This is a genomic window from Geobacter sp. PheSNFMC (assembly GCF_059620965.1).
On sequence record NZ_JCAMRN010000016.1, the window covers coordinates 15,384 to 35,728 of the forward strand.

Annotated in this window: 18 protein-coding genes; 15 read left to right on the forward strand and 3 right to left on the reverse strand. The window is 62.4% G+C overall.

Annotation, left to right across the window (positions count from 1 at the left end):
* Positions 1–67: 67 nt before the first annotated feature.
* Together AC6CDK_RS05220 and AC6CDK_RS05225 are read right to left on the reverse strand one after the other, a co-directional pair.
* Entirely contained in the window at positions 68–673 is a 606-nt protein-coding gene (locus AC6CDK_RS05220) for a nicotinamidase (RefSeq protein ID WP_039643723.1), read from the reverse strand.
* Positions 674–686: 13 nt separating this feature from the next.
* Positions 687–2,132: a nicotinate phosphoribosyltransferase gene (locus tag AC6CDK_RS05225; protein WP_039643725.1), complete on the reverse strand. Its 1,446-nt coding sequence runs from the start codon at positions 2,130–2,132 to the stop codon at positions 687–689.
* 331 nt (positions 2,133–2,463) lie between these two features.
* Between AC6CDK_RS05225 and AC6CDK_RS05230 the strand changes: the two genes are divergently transcribed.
* Together AC6CDK_RS05230 and AC6CDK_RS05235 are read left to right on the forward strand one after the other, a co-directional pair.
* A complete protein-coding gene (locus tag AC6CDK_RS05230) occupies positions 2,464–4,026 on the forward strand; it encodes a sensor histidine kinase (RefSeq protein ID WP_192905420.1) in 1,563 nt (520 codons plus the stop codon).
* Between the two features lie 47 nt (positions 4,027–4,073).
* Complete coding sequence (locus AC6CDK_RS05235; protein ID WP_039643729.1) at positions 4,074–4,484, forward strand: response regulator; 411 nt, start codon at positions 4,074–4,076, stop codon at positions 4,482–4,484.
* 88 nt (positions 4,485–4,572) lie between these two features.
* Here the strand turns inward: AC6CDK_RS05235 and eno are convergent, their stop codons facing one another.
* Complete coding sequence (gene eno, locus AC6CDK_RS05240) at positions 4,573–5,859, reverse strand: phosphopyruvate hydratase (protein WP_039643731.1); 1,287 nt, start codon at positions 5,857–5,859, stop codon at positions 4,573–4,575.
* Positions 5,860–6,083: 224 nt separating this feature from the next.
* Between eno and AC6CDK_RS05245 the strand changes: the two genes are divergently transcribed.
* The 13 genes from AC6CDK_RS05245 to lysS all read left to right on the forward strand — a co-directional run bounded on the left by AC6CDK_RS05245 (position 6,084) and on the right by lysS (position 20,277).
* Positions 6,084–8,495: an HD family phosphohydrolase gene (locus AC6CDK_RS05245; RefSeq protein ID WP_039643732.1), complete on the forward strand. Its 2,412-nt coding sequence runs from the start codon at positions 6,084–6,086 to the stop codon at positions 8,493–8,495.
* Positions 8,392–8,844: an rRNA maturation RNase YbeY gene (gene ybeY, locus AC6CDK_RS05250; RefSeq protein ID WP_039643734.1), complete on the forward strand. Its 453-nt coding sequence runs from the start codon at positions 8,392–8,394 to the stop codon at positions 8,842–8,844. The genes AC6CDK_RS05245 and ybeY overlap by 104 nt, the downstream gene beginning before the upstream one ends.
* A complete protein-coding gene (locus AC6CDK_RS05255; protein ID WP_275451505.1) occupies positions 8,837–9,607 on the forward strand; it encodes a diacylglycerol kinase in 771 nt (256 codons plus the stop codon). Before ybeY ends, AC6CDK_RS05255 begins: the two co-directional genes overlap by 8 nt.
* Before the next feature lie 67 nt (positions 9,608–9,674).
* A complete protein-coding gene (locus AC6CDK_RS05260; RefSeq protein ID WP_039643737.1) occupies positions 9,675–10,529 on the forward strand; it encodes a hemolysin family protein in 855 nt (284 codons plus the stop codon).
* Positions 10,529–12,088: an apolipoprotein N-acyltransferase gene (gene lnt, locus AC6CDK_RS05265; RefSeq protein WP_192905421.1), complete on the forward strand. Its 1,560-nt coding sequence runs from the start codon at positions 10,529–10,531 to the stop codon at positions 12,086–12,088. The genes AC6CDK_RS05260 and lnt overlap by 1 nt, the downstream gene beginning before the upstream one ends.
* A gap of 83 nt (positions 12,089–12,171) precedes the next feature.
* A protein-coding gene (gene prfB / locus AC6CDK_RS05270) for a peptide chain release factor 2 (RefSeq protein ID WP_145915386.1) occupies positions 12,172–13,291 on the forward strand; the annotation gives its coding sequence in 2 pieces (ribosomal slippage) (positions 12,172–12,240 and positions 12,242–13,291; 1,119 coding nt in all).
* Positions 13,292–13,297: 6 nt separating this feature from the next.
* Positions 13,298–14,101 (forward strand): NlpC/P60 family protein, encoded by an 804-nt coding sequence (locus tag AC6CDK_RS05275; RefSeq protein WP_192905423.1) that lies wholly within the window; start codon positions 13,298–13,300, stop codon positions 14,099–14,101.
* A gap of 15 nt (positions 14,102–14,116) precedes the next feature.
* Positions 14,117–15,358 (forward strand): DUF1015 domain-containing protein, encoded by a 1,242-nt coding sequence (locus AC6CDK_RS05280; protein WP_192905424.1) that lies wholly within the window; start codon positions 14,117–14,119, stop codon positions 15,356–15,358.
* Positions 15,359–15,388: 30 nt separating this feature from the next.
* A complete protein-coding gene (locus AC6CDK_RS05285; RefSeq protein WP_066357226.1) occupies positions 15,389–15,880 on the forward strand; it encodes an EVE domain-containing protein in 492 nt (163 codons plus the stop codon).
* A gap of 19 nt (positions 15,881–15,899) precedes the next feature.
* The gene (locus AC6CDK_RS05290) at positions 15,900–16,370 is read left to right on the forward strand and encodes an FKBP-type peptidyl-prolyl cis-trans isomerase (protein ID WP_039643746.1); all 471 of its coding nucleotides are present in this window, start codon (positions 15,900–15,902) and stop codon (positions 16,368–16,370) included.
* Between the two features lie 25 nt (positions 16,371–16,395).
* On the forward strand, positions 16,396–17,361 hold the full coding sequence (locus tag AC6CDK_RS05295; RefSeq protein ID WP_066357227.1) for a hypothetical protein: 966 nt from the start codon (positions 16,396–16,398) through the stop codon (positions 17,359–17,361).
* 75 nt (positions 17,362–17,436) lie between these two features.
* Positions 17,437–18,648: an RCC1 domain-containing protein gene (locus AC6CDK_RS05300; RefSeq protein ID WP_192905425.1), complete on the forward strand. Its 1,212-nt coding sequence runs from the start codon at positions 17,437–17,439 to the stop codon at positions 18,646–18,648.
* Between the two features lie 153 nt (positions 18,649–18,801).
* The gene (lysS, locus tag AC6CDK_RS05305) at positions 18,802–20,277 is read left to right on the forward strand and encodes a lysine--tRNA ligase (protein WP_039643752.1); all 1,476 of its coding nucleotides are present in this window, start codon (positions 18,802–18,804) and stop codon (positions 20,275–20,277) included.
* Positions 20,278–20,345 lie beyond the last annotated feature (68 nt).

Consider the following 20,345-nt stretch of genomic DNA (forward strand, 5'->3'; position numbering starts at 1 on the left):
ATAGCACGTTTTTCCGGTTTTTGCCAGAACTACGAGTTGACGGATACCACACCTCTTTGTCGTATTTTCACTCCCGCAGCCGTTGCTCCTGTCCGATGTCCTCAAGGGATGTCACCCGCACCCCCGCCCGCATCATGTCCTGCACTGCCCGGCCCGAATCGCCGGGGGCGAGGTCGACCCCCCGTGACGCATCGGCCAGCACGGTGACGATGAGGCCGTGCCGGACTCCTTCCAGGGCCGACTCCTTTACGCAATAATCGGTAGCAAGCCCTCCCAGGTACAGATGGCGGATGCCGCGGCCGGCAAGAAGGGCAGGGAGGGGCGTCCCGTCGGCCGCAGTTCCTTGGAACGCCGAATAGTCGTCACGCTCCGGATCCATTCCCTTCGATATGACGATTGCGTCCCCGGGAAGGGCCAGGTCGGGATGAAACTGCGCGCCGTGGCTCCCCTGCACGCAATGGACCGGCCACAGTCCGCCGTGTTCCTTGAAATGGGACGTGGTCCGGGGGTGCCAGTCCCGTGAGGCGAATATGGGGAGCCCGGCCGCCCGGAAGAGACTGATATAACGGTTGAGAACGGGCACTACGGCGTCCCCGCCGGGGACGGCCAGGCTTCCGCCGGGGCAGAAGTCATTCTGGACGTCGACGATGAGAAGGGCGGCGCTTTTTTCCATGGCATATGCTCCGTTACGGGGTGACGCTGTCGTGATACCCGTGCCGCACCTCCTCCATGAGGCGAAGTCGCAGGTCATTGAGTCCCTGGCTGATGGAAACCTTGTAGCGGTGGGGGTTGATGAACCGGAGGCATCCCTGGGGGAGGAGGGCGAGCTGATCCCGCGACCGGTCGGCCATCCCGTCCAGTGAAGCGGTCCGTGCGGCGGTCCGCCTGCCGTTTTCCATGACAACGGACCGTACGTCTTCAAGGCGGGCCTTCATCGGGATGGCCACATGCTGCAGGGGGTTGGTCGGATCAAAGACCGTATGGCCGGGAAGCACCTCTTCGCCGTCCAGGCAGATTAGGTCCTGAATGAAGGTGCCGTCGGCGGACACGGCCCGCAGGAGCCGCTTCCGGTCAGGCAGGGTCGCCTTGGCCAGGTCGCTCGTTACCTTGAGCCGCGGTCGATCGCCGATCCGCACCAGCTTGTAGACCCCTCCCAGGGCGCCCCCTCCTTCTCCGGCACAGGTGGCGAGCCGGGTTCCCACGCCGTAGATGTCGACGCACCCCCCCTCGGCCCGGATCGATTCTATGACAAACTCATCAAGCTCATTGGAGGCGACGACCCGGACGTTGGGAAACCCTGCCTCGTCGAACAGCCGCCGTGCCTGGCGCGAGAGGTAGGCCAGGTCGCCCGAGTCGATCCGCACCCCGGCCAATTCATGCCCCCGGGCCCGCAACTCCCGCGCAACAGTGACCGCGTTGGGCAGGCCGCTCCTGAGGGTGTCGTAGGTGTCCACCAGGAGGACGCAGGAGTCGGGGAAGACCTCAGCGTATTTCCTGAACGCCGTCAATTCGTCGGGAAAGGCCATGATCCAACTGTGGGCATGGGTGCCGCGCACCGGGATGCCGAACGTTTTGCCCGCCAGGACGTTACTGGTGCTGCGTACCCCTCCCACGTAGGCCGCCCTGGCTTCGCTCAAGCCGCCGTCGGGTCCCTGGGCGCGCCGGAGGCCGAATTCGAGGACTGTTCCGTCCGCTGCCGCGTGGACGATCCGGGCCGCCTTCGTGGCCACGAGGGTCTGGAAATTTATGATGTTGAGGAGCGCCGTCTCCACCAGTTGGGCCTGGGCCAGGGGCGCCTCCACCGTGACCAGCGGCTCGTTGGCAAAAACTGGAGTCCCTTCGGATGGGGCCGTTACCCTGCCCTTGAAACGGAATGAACGGAGAAAATCGATGAAAGCCGGCCGGAAGAGGCCGAGCCCCCGGAGGTACTCGAGCTCGTCTTCGTTGAACTCGAGGTGTTCGAGAAAGTCGAGGGCAGGATCGAGTCCGGCAAAGACCGCATATCCGCCCTGGAAGGGGTTGTGACGGAAAAACAGATCAAAGACTGCCGGCGTCTCTGCCACACCTTCGTCCAGGTAGCCGGCGAGCATGGTCAATTGGTAGAGGTCGGTGAGAAGGGGGGAGTAGCGCATGGAAGAACCCTCCGTGCTCGATTTTCGTATTTTTCGTGAGTATAGCACACATCTTCCGTCAGTGGCCGGGGCGGCGGAGTAACCGTCGCGGAACCGAACCATCCCGGAAAACCCTGGACAAAGCACGGGGTTGCTGGTAGTTCTACGTGCTGGATGCCGAGCTGGACAGGCGGGACATTCCCTTTGGCAATGCTTTAGGGGCGTTTTCACCGGCCTGAATTGCCGCACCCGCAGTCCTGCAGACCTGTCGTGCCGTTGTCTCGCTCGTGCCGGCGTCCCTTTCTCGCGGACACCGGCCACCTTGATAAGTCCGTGTAACCAGGCGGTTCCCATGCGCTCTCCCCTTGCCATAGCCAGGGAAAGACTCTCGGCGAGGATTTTTCTCTCGTTCGGCTTCCTGTTCCTTGTCGTGGTTCTCTTCTTTTCCGGCGTTTACCTCTATGACCGTTGGCAACTGGCCCGCGAAGCATTCATGCGCGAGGGAACCTCCCTTGCGCGAGTGCTTGCCTTCAATGCCCGGGTCGGCATTGTTACCCACAATACAGGGTTCATCAAGGGCGCCCTCGACGGGGTGACCTCTTACGAAGGGGTGGTGTCTGCCGGGGTTTATTCCCCAGAAGGAAAGCCGATCCTCGAAGAGCGCGGGGCTTTGGGCAGCGGGTCCCCGACGTTCCCGCTACCGCCCGATGTGAATGGCGCCTTGAAGATGTCTCCCGGCCCTATCCGGTTCGAGACAGCTAAGACCGTTGAATTCTGGGCGCCAATCATCCTGGAGGCGGGCAGTTTTTCCGAGGAGGAACTCTACTTCGGGGCGAGTTCCCAGGATATTCGCGAGCGCACCATCGGTTTTGGCCGGGTGATCTTTGACAAGGGCAGTGTTACCAATGCCTTCAGGTTTCTGGTGGCCAACAGTATCCTGATTGCGCTGGCGGCAATTGTTCTCTGGGGTATTCTCGCCTATGTCATCGGCCGGAAGATTACCCGCCCCCTCGACCGGCTCACGGACGGAGTGCGTGCGTTGCGTGACGGCGATTTCAGAAAGGTCGACGTCGTGTCCTCTGACGAGGTGGGGCGGCTGGCGCTCGCATTCAACGGAATGGTGGCCGCCCTGGAGCAGCGCGAAGCGGAACGCAGCAGGGCCCAGGAGGCGATCAGCGCTCTCAATAACGAACTGGAGCAGCGCGTCATCGGGCGAACTGCAGAGCTTGAGAAGGCCACCCGGGAGATGGAATCGTTTAACTATTCGGTTTCCCATGACCTGCGTGCCCCGCTGGTAAGGCTCAAGGGTTTTTGTCTGGCGCTGGAAGAGGATTTCAGCGACAAGCTGGACAGCGCCGGCCGGTTCTACCTTGAGAGGATCATGTCCACCTGCGACCAGATGGGGCGTGTCGTTGCCGCGATCATGAGCCTCACCCAGGTGAGCCGTGGCGAGCTCTGCCGTGAAAAGGTGAATCTGAGCCCCATGGTTGAGCGCATCATTGCCGAGTTGCGGGAGAGCGAGCCCCAGCGGCGCGTGACCGTGATCATCGAGCCCGGCGTCCAGGTGGACGCCGATCCCCGCCTGGTTTCGGTGGTGCTCGACAATCTCGTGGGCAATGCCTGGAAGTTCACGGGGGGCAAACCGGAGGGACTCATCGAATTCGGAGCGGTTGCATCAGTCGAAGGGGCGTTTTTCATCCTCGACAATGGTGCTGGGTTCGACATGGCCTATGCCGAACGGCTCTTCCGCCCATTCGAACGCCTTCATGGCCATGACGAGTTTCCCGGCACCGGTGTGGGGCTTGCGCTGGTTAAAAGAATTGTCGATCGCCACGGCGGTTATGTTAGAATCGACAGCGGCGAAGGAAAAGGAACCATGGTTGTCTGCTCGTTCCGGCCTTTGGGCATGGATTGAGCGCGATTCTTGCATTCAGAGGGTAACAGGTGGAGAGGGGGGATGTCATGGCCGGTACCGAAGAAATAACCATGCTGCTCGTGGAGGACAATCCCGACGAGGAGTTTCTGACCCGGCGGGTGCTTAAAAAATTCCCGGTCCTTTCGCGGATCGATGTGGTAAAGGACGGTGTCGAAGCCCTACGCTACCTGACGGTTGCTGAGAACCGGGCTCAGCCCCGGTTCGTCCTCCTGGACCTGAAACTGCCAAGGGTGGATGGCGTCGATGTGCTGCGCGAGATGCGAAAAAGGGAGGAGACCCGCGATATTCCCGTGGTAGTGCTCACGTCGTCGGACCATGAGCGGGACATGGAGGCTTGCGGCAGGCTGGGCGCCGCCCATTTCCTTCAGAAGCCGCTGGATGCGGGAAGGATGTCGGAGGTGCTCGACCGGCTGGGAATCACGGCCCGGGTTGCCTGAACGGCTGATTCCGCTGCCTATCGCCACAAGCAAAAGGCGGGGTTTCCCCCGCCTTTTGCGCGTTCCAGCCGTGCCGGTCGGTGCCGGTTCAGCGCAGGTTGTAGAATACGTCCTTGCCGCGGAACAGGGCGGTCACATCCAGTTCGTCCTCGATCCTGAGGAGCTGGTTGTACTTGGCCACCCGGTCGGTCCGACACAGGGAGCCGGTCTTGATCTGTCCGGCGTTCACGGCTACCGCCAGGTCGGCAAGGGTCGTGTCCTCGGTCTCGCCGGAGCGGTGGGAGATGACCGTGGTGTACCCGGCGCGTTTGGCGGTCTCGATGGCGTCGAGGGTCTCGGTGAGCGTGCCGATCTGGTTCAGCTTGATGAGGATAGAGTTGGCAACTCCCTTGCTGATACCCTCCTTGAGGATCTTCGAGTTCGTTACGAAGAGGTCGTCTCCCACCAACTGGACCCGCTTGCCGAGGCGGTCGGTGATCTTCTTCCACCCTTCCCAGTCGTTCTCGGCCATGCCGTCCTCGATGGAGACGATGGGATACTTGTTGACCAGGTTCTCGTAGAAATCGATCAGTTCGTCTGCGGTCTTTTCTGGTTTGGCCTCGTTCTCCAGGAAGTATGTGCCGTCCTTGAACAGCTCAGACGACGCCACGTCGAGGGCCAGGAGGATGTCCTCGCCCGCCTTGTAGCCGGCCTTGGCAATGGCTTCCATGATGACTTCGAGTGCCTCTTCGTTGGATTTGAGGTTCGGCGCGAAGCCCCCCTCGTCCCCGACGGCGGTGTTGTAGCCCTTGCCCTTCAGGACGCTTTTCAGGGCGTGGAACACCTCGGCCCCCATCCGTAGTGCCTCGGAAAAGCTCCGGGCGCCGGCGGGCATGATCATGAACTCCTGGATGTCCACGTTGTTGTCGGCATGGGCGCCGCCGTTGAGGATGTTCATCATGGGGAGGGGAAGCTCCCGGGCATTGCAGCCGCCGATGTACTGGTAGAGGGGGAGGCCGACCTCTTCGGCCGCGGCTTTGGCAACGGCAAGCGACACGCCGAGAATGGCGTTGGCCCCCAGGGTGCTCTTGTATTCAGTGCCGTCGAGCTCCAGCATCCGCCGGTCGATCCCCACCTGGTCGGTGGCCTCCATGCCGATGAGTTGCTCGGCAATGATATCGTTCACGTTGTCGACGGCCTTGAGAACTCCCTTGCCCAGGTACCGCGAGGTGTCGCCGTCCCGCAGCTCCAGAGCTTCCCGTTCGCCGGTCGAGGCGCCGGACGGAACCGCCGCGCGTCCCATGACGCCGGACTCCAGAAAAACCTCCACCTCCAGGGTGGGATTGCCGCGGGAATCGAGGATCTCCCTCGCGTAAACATCAGTGATTTCACTCATTCATGGCCCCCTTGCTGAAAATGTGACAGGTCGTGCGACCTTGGACAAAACAGAGAAAGTATATAGCAGAGCCCCCATGAAATGGAAACACCTTTAATCCTAAATTGACACGCAGGAAAGAAGAACGATATAGTAATCACTTGGTCAAGCCGGACAACCGTGGGGATGGATCCCCGCTTCAAGGATGTCGAACCGCGGCAACGCTGCGCCAGACAAGTAACTCTATGCCCTCTCAAAGCGGCAACAACGATCGGGATATACGCGGCTCACTGTCGCTCTCGCTGGGACGCCTTGTGGACAACCTGTTCGAACGGTTCTCCAATCCGAGGCACGAAAACAGAAACCGGCGGATCCTTCTGGTCGTTACAGCCATTATTCTCACGTTCATCATTTTCCCCCGCCAGGAGTTCATGTCCGTCCGCCATGAAGCGGGCGACATTGCCTCCACCGATATTCGCGCCACCCGCGACCATCTGCTGGAAGACCGCGCCCTGACCGAACGCAAGCGCAGGGAGGCGGAGGACGCCGTTCCCTTTGCGTACAGTTTCGATCAGCAGGCGGCGGCCGAGCTCGTGACGCGTTTCGAGCAGGCGCTCGTGGTGCTGCGCGAGGCCGCGGCCCATCGAGAGGAAGCTGAACAGACCTCCGTGGATCAGGCGTTGCGCGACATCTTCGGATTCACCCCTTCCCGGACGGAGATTGCCGCGCTCATGCGGCTCGGCTCCAGCTCGGAACTGATCGGGCAGGTGTCTCAACTGGCCGAGCGCCTCTACAGCCACAAGATCATTGCCGACAAGCGGCGGTTTGCCGCCGACAGCTCCCACGGCATTATGCTCGTGGATTCCCGCTCCGGGGAGCCGCTGGGCACGATGGAGTACGTGGTGACGCCGCTCAGCGTCGAAGAGGCCGGGGCGGCGCTCAAGGAGATACGGATCGTTGCCGGCGGGGTTTCATCGCGGGAAACCGATGCGATCAAGGGGCTCGTGGCCAAAGCGGCGAAGCCAAACCTCTCCTTTAACGAGGATCTGACCATCCGCAACCGGATGCAGGCCCGGGAGAGCGTGCGTCCTTCTTTTATCCAGGTCAAGCGGGGCGAAATGATCGTCCGGGTCGGCGAACGGATAACCGAAGACCAGGCCCAGAAGCTCCAGATGCTCTTCGCGGCCCGCCACGGCACTCATCACCTCTTCACCGCCATCGGCATCATGGGGCTTGTGCTGGTCCTCTTCTACTTCCCCTACCGCTTCGCGCGCAAGAACATCCGCAAATTCAACCCGACCAGCAAGGATCTGCTGTTGATCGCCCTGGTAACGGTGGGGCTTTTTTTCGTTTTCAAGATCGGCATGACCGTTTCCGCGGCATTGGGGACGCCGTTCCCCAGCATCGATACCCACGACTATTTCTACCTCTTCCCCTTTGCCGTAGGACCGATGATCATCCGGATCATCCTCAATTCCGAAGTGGCCATGGTCTATGCGGCCATCACCGCACCCCTTCTGGGGATCATGTTCAACAACAGCCTCTTCGTGGTGGTCTACGCCCTTCTGGGTGGTATCGCGGGTGCCCACGGCGTGCGCCACTGCAAGGACCGCAGCCGGATTTACACCGCCGGCCTCAAGGTGAGCGTGGTGAACCTGGCCATGGCCTTTTCCTTCCAGGTCATGGGCGACAGCTTCCTCACCATCCAGACCCTCTGGAGCGTCGGTTTCGCCCTGGCCGGAGGACTTCTCTGCTCGGCCATCGTCACCGGGGTGATCCCCCTGGTCGAAACGGTTTTCCACTACGTGACCGACATCAAGCTGCTGGAGCTGTCCAATCTCAATTCTCCCGTGCTCCGGGAGCTGATGGTCCGCGCTCCCGGCACCTATCACCATAGCGTCCTGGTGGGGAACCTGGTGGAGGCGGCGGCTGAAGCCATCAATGCGAATCCGCTCCTGGCGCGAGTTGCCGCCTACTACCACGATATCGGCAAGATCAGCAAGCCCCAGTATTTCATCGAGAACGTCGGCGGCGGCGAGAATCGCCACGACAAACTGTCGCCCAACATGAGCGCCCTGATCCTCATTTCCCATGTGAAAGAGGGGGTGGAGTTGGCCCGCGAGCACCGGTTGGGGCGGCCGATCATCGATATTATCCGCCAATCCCACGGCACGGCCCTGATCAGCTTTTTTTACGGCAAGGCAAAGAATGTGGCAACCGAGGAGCAGGCGGTGGACGAGCGCGATTTCCGCTATCCCGGTCCCAAGCCCCAGACCCGCGAGGCAGGGCTCGTGATGCTGGCCGACTGCGTGGAGGCTGCTTCCCGGACCCTTGCCGATCCGACGCCGGCCCGCATCCAGGGACTGGTCCAGAAGATCATCAACAATATCTTCATCGACGGCCAGTTGGACGAATGCGAACTGACCCTCAAGAACCTTCACGAGATCGCCAAGAGCTTCAACCAAATCCTTGCCGGCATCTATCACCACCGGATCGATTATCCGGAGCCGGCCTACAAGGAAAAGGACAAAACGCCCGGAGGAAAGAAGACCCTTGAAGGTAGCGATAACGAACAGGCAAAAACGCCATCCGATCGGGACGAGACGCCTAAGAAAGGTGGCGGAGACGATCTTAGGCGCCTTGGGATATCCCGATAGCGAACTGTCGGTGGTCATCACCGGCGATCTGGGCATCCGCCGGGTCAACCGCGACTACCTTGGCAAGGACCGCCCCACCAATGTCATCTCATTTGCCATGGGGGAGGGGGATTTCGGCGACCTCAACCCCGATGTGCTGGGTGACGTGATCATCTCGGCGGACACGGCGGCCCGGGAGGCGGAAGAGGCGGGCATCGCCTTCTGGTCGCGGCTCTGTTTCCTCCTGCTCCACGGCATCCTTCACATCACCGGCTACGATCATGAGCGGAGCGGCGAGACCGAAGCCCGGCGGATGGAGGCAAAGGAACGGGAAGTCTTCGCCCTCCTCGAGAACGGCGGACTTGTCTAGCTCCGGCCAGTGGAAAGACGGGAGGCCGGAAGCGGAACGCCCTGCCGGGGCACCCATCAAGCCCACCCGGTTCATCGATTCGGCCAACTGCGCCATTGACGGGATTCTCTGGGCTTCACGGACCCAGCCGCACATGCGGTATCATTTCCTGGCAGCCCTGGGCCTGCTGGTGGCGGTGCTGTTCCTGCGGGTGACCCCCCTTGAATTCACCCTGCTGGCGGTGTCGGTCGCCTTCGTGCTGTTCGCGGAGCTCATGAATACCGCCGTGGAAGCGGTGGTGGATCTGGTGTCGCCCGGCTACCATCCCCTGGCCAAGATCGCCAAGGACGTGGCCGCCGGAGGGGTGCTCACGGCTGCCATCGGCGCGGCGGTCATGGGATACCTGATACTCTCCAAGTACATTTTTCCGATTTACAAGGAGGCCCTCGCCATGATAGGAACGCCCACGGAGATGGGGACGGTCGTAGCGCTCCTCGTCGTGGTGATTGTCGTGGTGATTCTCAAGTCCTTGTCCGGCAGGGGGACCCCCCTGGAGGGAGGACTGCCGAGCGGCCATGCCGCCGTCGCCTTTGGCATCGCAACGGTGGTTTCCCTCTCCACCCAGGATCCTCTGATTTCAATCCTCACCATCGCTCTGGCAGTGATGGTCAGCCATTCGCGCCTGCTGCTCAATATCCACACCATGCGCGAAGTGGTCTTGGGAGCGATTACGGGGACTGCCGTCGCCGCACTGGTCCTGACCCTGTTCAGAATGCTGAAGTAGCGGTCTGAACCAATTTGATCACGCATAACCATAACCGGCAACCGATGAAAGGGGAGGAAACAGCGCCTTGGACGAAGGCTCAGGCAGGAAAGGGAGCAGTCTGATCGACAGTATCGGCAGGTTCCTCACGGGCAGGAAACGGATCACCGAGGAGGAAATCCAGGAGATCATGGACGCCGGTGAAGAGGAAGGGATCATCAACGAAGAAGAAAACGCGATGATCCGCTCCATCTTCGAGTTGCGCGACACCATCGTCCGCGAGATCATGGTGCCGCGGACCGACATGGCGTGTGTGCCGGTGGATGCCGCGTTGGCGCATGTTCTCAATACCATCATCAGTTGCGGGCACTCCCGCATCCCGGTCTACGATGGCACCGTGGACAACATCATCGGTCTCATCTACGCCAAGGACCTCCTCAAATACTGGGGCATGAGCGAGCCCGCCATCAATCTCAAGCGGATCATGCGGGTCCCCTACTTCATTCCCGAGACTAAAAACCTCGAGGAACTGCTCCAGGAATTCAAGCGGAAGCGGGTTCACATCGCCATCGTCATCGACGAGTACGGCGGCACCTCGGGACTCGTCACCATCGAGGACCTGCTGGAGCAGATCGTGGGGGACATTCAGGACGAGTACGACCTGGAGGATGAATGGCTGGAAGAGGAGCCCGACGGCTCGATCCTGGTCGATGCCCGGCTGCCCATCGAGGAGCTGGAGGAGTATTTCGGCATCGAAGTGGAGCGGGAAAAGTTCGACACGGTGGCAGGCCTCATCTTCCATCTTACCGGGCGGATACCCATGGTGGGGGAGGAAGTCGAGAGCGACACCCTGCGCATGACCGTCCTGGAGGCCGGCGAACGCAACATCAAGAAGGTGCGGATCGCCCGCCGCGGTGACGAGGCCGGGGAGGCCCAACCGTAGTGGATTACCGCAGGTTTCACATGCCCGGCTTCAATGCCGTCCCCCGGCGCGACTACGTCATGGCTGCCCTTTCGGGCGTGCTCCTTGCCGTGTCGTTCCCCACGCCCGGCTTTTCCATCCTGGCGTGGGTGGCCCTGGTGCCGTTACTGCTCGCCTGCGGCCACAAGGCTCCCGCCACCGCGTTCCGGCTCGGCTTCACCGCGGGGCTGGTGGCCTACGCCGGCATCCTCTACTGGATCAACATCGCCGTGGTAGCCTATGGCCGCCTCCACTGGAGTGTCAGCATCGTCATCTTCCTGATGCTGGCGGGCTACCTGGCCCTTTATCCCGCCGTAACCGTCTATGTCGTCAGGTGCGGCGAAGAGCGGGGGATCACCGCGCTTCTTGCGTTTCCGGTGGTCTGGGTGGGGCTGGAGTATGTCCGATCCTTTCTGCTTACCGGTTTTCCCTGGGCCAGCCTCGGGTACTCCCAGTACCGGACCCTGCCACTCATCCAGATAGCGGACCTGACCGGCGTCTATGGCCTTTCGTTTCTCATCGCTCTGAGCAATGTGGTCCTGTACCGGATCATCCGCGGCTTCGCGGCCCGCGAACGGGCACCCTATCCGGTGAAGAGCGCGGCTATCCTGGTTCTGCTCCTGATCGCAACCCTTGCCTATGGCTTCAATCGCCTGCACCGTCCCGAGGCGGGGGCTCCTTTCTCCGTGGCCTTGATTCAGGGCAACATCGACCAGAGCGTAAAGTGGGACCCGGCGTTCCAGGAGGCGACGGTGGCGGTGTACGAGCGCCTGTCCCGCAAGGCGTGCAGCACTGGCCCCGCGGATCTGGTGGTCTGGCCCGAGAGCGCGGTGCCGTTCTATCTCCAGAACGAGGAGAAATACGCGTCCCGCATCCGGAATCTGGCGAGGGAGCTGCGCAGTTGCACGGTTGTGGGGAGCCCGGCCTTTGAGCGGGACGGCGAAACGATCCGCTACCTGAACAGCGCCTTCCTCCTGTCTCCGTGGGGGGACGTGATGGGCCGCAGCGACAAGATCCACCTGGTTCCCTTCGGCGAGTACGTGCCCATGGCGAAGTTTCTCCCCTTCGTCAACAAGATCGTGGCCGGCATCGGCGATTTCTCGCCCGGAGCCGGGATTGCCTCCCTTGAGACGGGAAAGGGGGCCATCGGGGTGCTGGTCTGCTTCGAGGGTATCTTCCCCGAACTGGCCAGGGGGTACGTGCGGGCCGGAAGCAGGATTCTGGTCAACATCACCAACGACGCCTGGTACAAGCGATCTTCCGCCCCCTACCAGCATCTCTCCATGACCGTCTTCCGCGCCGTGGAGAACCGGGTTCCCCTGGTGCGGGCCGCCAATACCGGCATCACTGCCATCATCGACAGCAAGGGGCATATTCTCAGGATGACCGGCTTGTTCGAGGAGGCAATTCTTACCGGCGAGGTGCGACTGGGAGAGGGGGGCACCATCTACAACCGTTATGGCGACGTCTTTGCCATGGCCTGCCTGGCCTGTGGCGCACTGATAGCACTGCGTGCCCATCGCAGGGCCGGCAGCGCCTGACGGGATGTCCCGGACATTTTCCGGCACCGTGTACCGTTCCGCACCGGTGTCGCACATATTGTGGCAACAACAAGGAGTCAACGATGTTCAGAGAAGAAGTTGCACGGGTCGAAAATCTCGGGGAGCGGATCGCCAAGCTCCGGGGGTCTCTTTGACATAGACCGCAAGCGGGAAGACATTCAGGAACTGGAGGCGCAGATCGCCGCCCCCGGTTTCTGGGACAATAACGAGGAAGCCCAGAAGGTCCTGCGGGAGAGAACCCGGATCGAAAAGCTCATCGATCTGTGGGATCGTCTCAACCGCCAGACGGACGACATCCGCGTCCTCATCGAATTGGGGGAGGAAGCCCAAGACGGGGCGACGCTCGACGAAGTCCGCGCCCTCAACGACTGCCTTGAGCGCGAGGTGGATGGGGCAGAGTTTCAGCGCATGCTGTCGGGCCCCCACGACAAGAACAGTTGTTTCGTTTCCATCAATGCCGGTGCCGGCGGAACCGAGGCCCAGGACTGGGCCGAGATGCTGCTGCGGATGTACCTGCGCTACTGCGAGCGCAAGGGCTGGAAGACCGAAATCACCGACTTCCAGGCGGGAGACGAGGCAGGGGTGAAGTCAGCGACCTTTACGGTTGACGGTGAGTACGCATACGGCTATCTTAAGGCCGAGGCCGGGATTCACCGCCTTGTGCGGATTTCCCCCTTCGACAGCAACGCCCGCCGGCATACCTCCTTTGCCTCGGTGTTCGTTTTCCCCGAAATCGAGGACGACATCGAGATCAAGATCGCCGAGTCGGATCTGCGGGTCGACACCTACCGTTCCAGTGGCGCCGGCGGTCAGCACGTGAACACCACCGACTCCGCCGTCCGGCTTACTCACCTTCCCACGGGCATCGTGGTTGCCTGCCAGTGCGAGCGAAGCCAGCACCTGAACAAAGCCACGGCGCTGCGGATGCTCCGGGCGAAGCTCTACGAAAAGGAGCTCCAGGAGCGCGAAGCCCAGGCCTCCGAACTGGCCGGCGAGAAAAAGGAGATCGGCTGGGGAAGCCAGATCCGCTCCTATGTGCTCCACCCCTACAAGATGGTCAAGGACCTGCGGACCGGCGTCGAATCGGGCAACCCCGACGCGGTCCTGGACGGTGCACTGGAGGATTTCGTCGTGGCGTTCCTCATGGGGGTGCGGCGCGATGTGAAAGACTCCGACGAGTAAGGCGCGATGGTGAAAAAACTAACCCTCTTTCTCGTGTTTGTCGCAGTGGCCTTTGTGACGGCCACGGGCTGCGCCATGCCCCGGGCGGGTCTCTCCCGCGTGGGCCATGCCATCCAGGTGGGGGCCTTCTCCGACGTGAAGAACGCCGAGCGTCTTACGGCAAGGCTCCAGGTTCGCGGCATCGATGCGTTCTATTTCAAGCGTGACAACGGCCTCTATGCGGTCCGCTTCGGCGACTTCCCCTCCCTGGAGGCTGCCCGGAGGGAGGCCCGCAGGCTGGTGGCCGACGGCATGATCGGCTCCTACTTCATCGCCTCGCCGGAAAACCTGCCCGTCGCGAAGCGCGAAACGGTCATCCGCAAGGAGCCCGCCGCGACCATCGGCCGGCCGAAGCCCGACCAGCCCCGCAGCCGCCCCGACAACGACCGGGGCAACCGGGACATGGGGGCCATTGCCGCCCGCACTGCGGAGCGGTTCGTTGGCATCCCCTACCGCTGGGGCGGGGATACCGTCGTGGACGGGATGGACTGCAGCGGGTTCGTCAGGGCCGTGTACAACCTCTGCGGGGTCAACATTCCCCGAACCTCCCGCGAGCAGTTCAAGGTGGGCGACCCGGTCGGGCGCGGGGATCTGCGCGACGGCGACCTGGTCTTCTTCGGCGCCTCCGATGACAGCATCAACCACGTGGGGATCTACGTGGGTGACAACCGCTTCGTCCATGCCCCCCGCCGCGGCGACGACATCAAGGTTTCGTCCCTTGACGAGAACTATTTCACCTCCCGTTTCATGGGCGGGCGGCGCTACTTCTAATTTATCGAGGTAACCATGGCTCTGATCAAGCCGTTTCGGGCGCTTCGCCCGCCGAAGCACCTGGCCGAGAAGGTGGCCGCGCTTCCCTATGACGTCATGAACGTGGCCGAGGCCGCAGCCATGGCATCAGGCAACCCCTACAGCTTTCTCCACATCTCCCGGCCGGAGATCGATCTTCCCGCCGAGATGGATCCCTACGCCGAGCCGGTCTACGAAAAAGGCAGGGAAAACCTGCAACGGTTCACGGCCGAGGGCATCCTCGTTCAGGAACCCCGGGAGTGCTACTACGTCTACCGCCAGAAGATGGGAGCGTTCGTCCAGACGGGACTCGTGGTCTGCGCCGGCGTGGACGACTACGAGAGCGGGGTCATCAAGAAGCATGAGCTCACCCGGGCCGACAAGGAAGAGGATCGGGTAAAGCACATCGACTACCTCGACGCCAACGACGAGCCGGTCTTCTATACCTACCGCAACGATCCGGCCATTACCGCCATCGTGGCCCGGGCCGCCTCGGCCGAACCGGCCTACGATTTCACCACCGACGACGGCGTTTCCCATACCCTCTGGGTCGTGGACGACCGGGCGGTCATCGACGAACTCACCGCCCGCTTCGCCTCCATTGCAACCCTCTACGTGGCGGACGGCCATCACCGGAGCGCCGCGGCCGGGCGGGTGCGTGACCTGCGCCGCTCCGCCAACCGCGATCATACGGGTGACGAGGAGTACAACTGGTTCCTTACCGTGATCTTTCCTGACAGCGAAATGACCATCATGCCCTACAACCGGGTGGTGAAGGACCTGAACGGCTTCACCGTGGCCGAGTTCATGGCCCGGGTGGGAGAGCATTTCAGCGTCTCCCCGGAGGAAGGGCGGTTCGAACCGAAAAGCAGGCACCAGTTCGGCATGTATCTGGAGGGGCGCTGGTACCAGCTTGTGCCCAAGCAGGGCTCCTTTGACGAGCATGACGCAGTGTCCCACCTGGACGTCTCCATCCTCCAGAACAACCTCCTGGGGCCGGTCCTCGGCATCCGCAATCCCCGGACCGACCAGCGGATCCATTTCGTGGGGGGCATCCGCGGCACCGGCGAACTGGAGCGCCTGGTGACAGGCGGCGAGTACCGGGTGGCCTTCTCGCTCCACCCCACGTCCATGGCTGAGCTGATGCACCTGGCCGATGTGGGCAAGATCATGCCCCCCAAGTCCACCTGGTTCGAGCCCAAGCTGAGGAGCGGGCTCTTCGTGCACCTCCTGACCTAGGAAGGCGCGTCGCGTGACCCGGGAGGCACCATGAACCGCCAGCGGCGTTTCTGGCTCTTCAAGTCCGAGCCGTCCTGTTTTTCGTTCGACGACCTCGGGAACCGTCCTGATGGCACCGAGCACTGGGATGGCGTGCGCAACTTCCAGGCCCGCAATCTTCTGCGCGACGAGATCAAGCCCGGCGACGGGGTCCTCTTCTATCACAGCAACGTCACCGAGCCGGCCGTGGTCGGCATCGCCCGGGTGGTGAGCGAGGGGTATCCCGACTGGACCGCCCTGGACCCGGCCGGCGAACATTTCGATCCCCGGGCCGGCCGGGACAACCCCATCTGGTATATGGTCGACGTCAGGTACGTGAGGCCTCTCGCGCGGCCGGTGACGCTTGCCGAACTGAAGATGCACCCGGAGGTGGCGGACATGGTCCTCTTGCAGCGGAGCCGCCTTTCAGTGCAACCGGTGACCCCGGCCCAATGGGAGTTCATCCTGAGGCTCGGCGGGATCCATGAGCCGTTCAATCAATAATCCATCTCGGAGGTATTTGGTGAGAAACGTCGAGAAAATTCTCGTACTGCTGCTGCTTCTGGTCGGTATCGTCGTGGCGGCCTGCTCGGACAGGGAAACCAAGCCGGCCGGCGAGGCGAAGCCTGCAAGCGCCGCCGGCGCCTCTGATGCCGTCACGACCGCGTCGGGGCTTTCCTACGTGGACCTTGTCGCCGGGTCCGGTGCGGCCCCCGTGGCCGGTAAACCGGTGAAGGTTCACTACACGGGCTGGCTTGAGAACGGCACGAAGTTCGACAGCTCCGTGGACCGGGGAGAGCCGTTCGTCTTCACCATCGGCGCGGGCGAGGTGATCCCGGGATGGGACGAGGGGGTCATGTCCATGAAGGTCGGCGGCAAACGCCGTCTCATCGTGCCTCCCCAACTCGGGTACGGTGCCGCCGGAGCCGGCGGGGTGATCCCGCCGAACGCCACGCTGATTTTCGAGGTGGAACTGCTCGACGTTGCCTCGTGATAGCGTGCCATGCCAGGGAGGGCGGATGCGACTCGCGCTGTATGTAATCGGTATTCTGCTGGCTGCCGTGCCGGCCATGGCCGGCAGCACCATCACCTACTATCTGGACGGGGCCCGGGTTTCGGGTGAAATAACCACTGTCAGGGGTACGGTGGAAGTCCCGCTACCTTCGACCTACATCCCCGGATCCCTCCGGGTGAGTCCTACCGGTCGCGCCGGCGTGGTCCGCGTGGACGTGGAGCCTCTCCGGCCCGCTGCCGGCGCCGGCAGCGGGATCGCTCGCCTGATCGAACGGCGCAAGGGCCTAGAGGACCGGCTCAGAGCCATCGAAGCGCGGGAAGAGATATTCAAGGCGGCGGCAAAATCGCAAAGCAGCAAGGCGCCGCGAAAGACCAAGGGCAACCCTGAACCCCTCATGTCGGTCAGGAAGGGGACCGAGTACGCCCTGGCGCAGTTGGAGGAGGTCTATCGGGCCCGCCGGCAGACCGAGGAAGGGATCAGGTCGGTGGATGACCGGCTGAAGGCCCTCAAGGCTTCGGAGCCCCCCGGCGGCAGCGTGGCCCGGCTCCGGCTCGCCGGAAAGGGCGGCGTCCGTTACAGCTATCTGGTGAAGGGAAACGGCTGGACCCCCTTTTACGACTTCAGGTTCAACGGCACGGATTCGGTGGAGGTGACGCTTCGGGCCGTTCTCCCGCGGGGCGCCGGGAAAGGGAGCGTCATCCCCCTGTCCATGGCGGATGCGGCCAACGGTGCCACGCCGCTCCCTGCGCCGGAGGACTTCGCTGTCGTGGATCGTCACGTTTTCCCCGTCGAGCGGGTGGAGGACCTTGCCTCGCTCCAGGGAGGCACGGTCTTTTCCTTTCGCAATGCCTCCGCCGCCAGGCTCGTGCCGGGGGAAGGGGCCTGCTTCCGCAAGGGCGAGTATCTCGGCCCGGTGACGTTCGAGGGGGTGTCTCCCGGCGGTCTGTACGAAATCGTGGCCGGCAGATAGGGCACCCGGCACGTAGGTTCCGGAGCAGGATAAGAGTAACGTATCCATGACCAATCACCAGCAGGGGAGAAGACAATGAAGAATATCACCAGCTTTCGCATGGCCGCCGTGCTTGCATCCTGTACGCTCCTTTCCGCCTGCGCCGACGGGGACCTGCCCTTCGCGGACTCCACCAGCATCTCGTCGCCGGCCTATTCCCACAGCGTCGCGTTCCAGAACATGACGACCCTTGCGGTGTGGGGGAATAACGAGTCCGGCCAGCTCGGTGACGGTACAACCACCTCTGCTGCCACCCCCAAGCGGTTCCGGCTCGGCTTTGCCACCTACTCCAGCGGGGTTGCCACCGGAGCCTCCCATACCCTCGCCATCGCGCGGTTCGACAACGTGAGCGGGGTCAGGGCGTGGGGCAGCAATTCGGCCGGCCAGATCGGCCACGATCCCGCAACGGTCCCGACCAGTGCCACGCCGGTGAAGATCGGCGGCTTCGGCGGTGCTGTTCAGCAGGTGGCGGCCGGCGGACTCCATTCCCTGGCTCTGGCCGGGGGCACGGTCTGGGCGTGGGGCAGCAATGGCGCGGGCCAACTGGCCCTGAATCCGATCTCTTCCGCCACCCGCTTCGCCCCCAGGCAGGTGGAGGCGGCAAAGCTCCCCATTACTCCGACCGCCATCGTTGCCGGCGGCAGTCACAGCATCGCTTATACCAGCACCGAAGCCTATGCCTGGGGCAACAACGCCAGCGGCCAACTGGGCAACGGAACCACCCTGAGCAGCCACATGCCTCAAAAAGTCCAGCTTCCCTCCTCCATAACGATCCGCAAGATTTCCGCGGGCGGCAGCCACAACCTGGCCCTGGATTCTACCGGCAAGATCTGGGCCTGGGGGAACAATGCCTATGGTCAGCTCGGCAACGGCACCACCACCAACCAGAGCACCCCTATCCAGTTGACGCCGCCCGCCGGCATTACCGGATTTATCGACGTGTGTGCCGGCCCGTCCCATTCGGTGGCCGTGGCGAACGACTTCACGGTATACGCCTGGGGATTCAATACCCTCGGTCTTCTGTCCGTCGGGACCACCGGGGACCAACTGAGCCCCGCCCAGGTGCGTGATGCATCGAACGCCCCCCTTAGCGACGTGGAGCGGGTGGTGCTCCTCGGGTCGTTCTTTACGATCGTCAAGAAACATGGGCCAGGAGGCTTGTGGTCCTGGGGGTACAACGGCTACGGCCAGCTCGGCGACGGCACGACCAGTAACCGGATCGCGCCGGTGCAGGTGCACCTCCCCTGACCCTGCCTTCAACTATTTGAATATGCAAGCTAAATTGACGGGGTGCGCTCTGTTTGCACCCCGTTTTTCCTTGACTTGGCATGCTCCTTTGGCTAAGTTAACGATTTGTTAAACGGGCCGGAAAACGGCTGCGAGAAAGGGACTGTACGAGCAATGGAAGAGTTGAGTGAGCTGTTGCTCCAGAGACGGCGCAAGGTCGACGCCCTCTGGGAAGCGGGGATCAATCCCTACCCGAATGACTTCAAGCCCCACCATACGTCTGCCGATTTCAGGGAGACCTATGGCACTGTGGATACCATTGAGGATGATCCCCGCAGTTTTACCGTTGCGGGCCGCATCATCGCGCGCCGCTCCTTCGGCAAGGCCGCGTTCATCCAGATCCAGGACCGGAAGGGCCGGATGCAGGTCTACGTACGCAAGGATACGGTGGGCGACGATGCGTTCGATGCGTTCGAAACCTTCGATATCGGCGACATCGTCGGCGTCGGCGGCACCCCGTTCCGGACCAAGACCGGCGAGCTCACCCTCAACGCCACATTCATCCGGCTCCTGACCAAGTCGCTCCAGCCGCTTCCCGAGAAGTTCCACGGCCTCACGGACGTGGAGACGCGCTATCGCCAGCGCTACGTGGACCTCATCGTGAACCCCGAAGTGCGCGAGGTGTTCGTCAAGCGGTCCCGCATCGTCAATCTCATCCGCGAATTCATGGTGCGCAAGGATTTCCTCGAGGTGGAAACGCCCATGATGCAGCCGATCCCCGGCGGCGCCACGGCACGTCCCTTCGTGACCCACCACAATGCCCTCGATATGCAGCTTTTTCTCCGGATCGCGCCGGAGCTGTACCTGAAGCGGCTCGTGGTCGGCGGCTTCGAGCGGGTCTTCGAGATCAACCGCAACTTCCGCAACGAGGGGATTTCGGTGCGCCACAACCCCGAGTTCACCATGATGGAGTTCTATCAGGCCTATGCCACCTTTGAAGACCTGATGGATTTCACGGAGGAACTCCTCTGTCATGTGGCGCAGGACGTGCTGGGGACCCTCGACTTCACCTACCAGGAGATGCCGATCAGCTTCCAGCGCCCCTGGAAGCGGCTCACCGTTGTCGAGGCGATTCTGGAATATGGCGACATCGACGCCAAGTCCCTGGCGGACCGGGATCTGGCCTATGCCTACGCCCAGCGGCTGGGGCTCGACCTGCCCGCCGACGTGGGGTATGGCAAGCTCATCACCGAGATTTTCGAGGAAGTGGCGGAAGCAAAGCTGATCCAGCCGACCTTCATTACCGCCTACCCCACCGAGGTGTCACCCCTTTCCCGCAAGAGCGACAAGGACCCGGAGATCGTGGACCGGTTCGAGCTGTTCATTGCCGGCCGCGAGATGGCCAACGCCTTTTCCGAGCTGAACGATCCCGTGGACCAGAAGGAGCGGTTCCTCGCCCAGGTGGCGGCCAAGGCCAAGGGCGACGACGAGGCCCACTACATGGACGAGGATTACATCCGCGCCCTGGAGTTTGGCCTTCCCCCCACCGCGGGGGAGGGGATCGGCATCGACCGGCTCGTGATGCTGCTGACCGATTCACCTTCGATTCGTGACGTCATTCTCTTCCCGCAACTGCGCAAGGAGAAATAACGGGACTCAGGACTGGGTACTCGGGACCAGTAACCACGATTGTCATGACCAGTCCCGAGTCCCGAGTC

Bases quoted from the DNA above. Each gene is read 5' to 3' on its own strand.
- AC6CDK_RS05225 (WP_039643725.1), bottom strand. From the start codon at position 2,132: ATGCGCTACTCCCCCCTTCTCACCGACCTCTACCAATTGACCATGCTC.
- AC6CDK_RS05230 (WP_192905420.1), top strand. From the start codon at position 2,464: ATGCGCTCTCCCCTTGCCATAGCCAGGGAAAGACTCTCGGCGAGGATT.
- AC6CDK_RS05275 (WP_192905423.1), top strand. From the start codon at position 13,298: ATGGTGAAAAAACTAACCCTCTTTCTCGTGTTTGTCGCAGTGGCCTTT.
- AC6CDK_RS05295 (WP_066357227.1), top strand. From the start codon at position 16,396: ATGCGACTCGCGCTGTATGTAATCGGTATTCTGCTGGCTGCCGTGCCG.
- AC6CDK_RS05285 (WP_066357226.1), top strand. From the start codon at position 15,389: ATGAACCGCCAGCGGCGTTTCTGGCTCTTCAAGTCCGAGCCGTCCTGT.
- AC6CDK_RS05280 (WP_192905424.1), top strand. From the start codon at position 14,117: ATGGCTCTGATCAAGCCGTTTCGGGCGCTTCGCCCGCCGAAGCACCTG.
- AC6CDK_RS05220 (WP_039643723.1), bottom strand. From the start codon at position 673: ATGGAAAAAAGCGCCGCCCTTCTCATCGTCGACGTCCAGAATGACTTC.
- AC6CDK_RS05245 (WP_039643732.1), top strand. From the start codon at position 6,084: ATGCCCTCTCAAAGCGGCAACAACGATCGGGATATACGCGGCTCACTG.
- lysS (WP_039643752.1), top strand. From the start codon at position 18,802: ATGGAAGAGTTGAGTGAGCTGTTGCTCCAGAGACGGCGCAAGGTCGAC.
- AC6CDK_RS05235 (WP_039643729.1), top strand. From the start codon at position 4,074: ATGGCCGGTACCGAAGAAATAACCATGCTGCTCGTGGAGGACAATCCC.
- AC6CDK_RS05300 (WP_192905425.1), top strand. From the start codon at position 17,437: ATGAAGAATATCACCAGCTTTCGCATGGCCGCCGTGCTTGCATCCTGT.
- eno (WP_039643731.1), bottom strand. From the start codon at position 5,859: ATGAGTGAAATCACTGATGTTTACGCGAGGGAGATCCTCGATTCCCGC.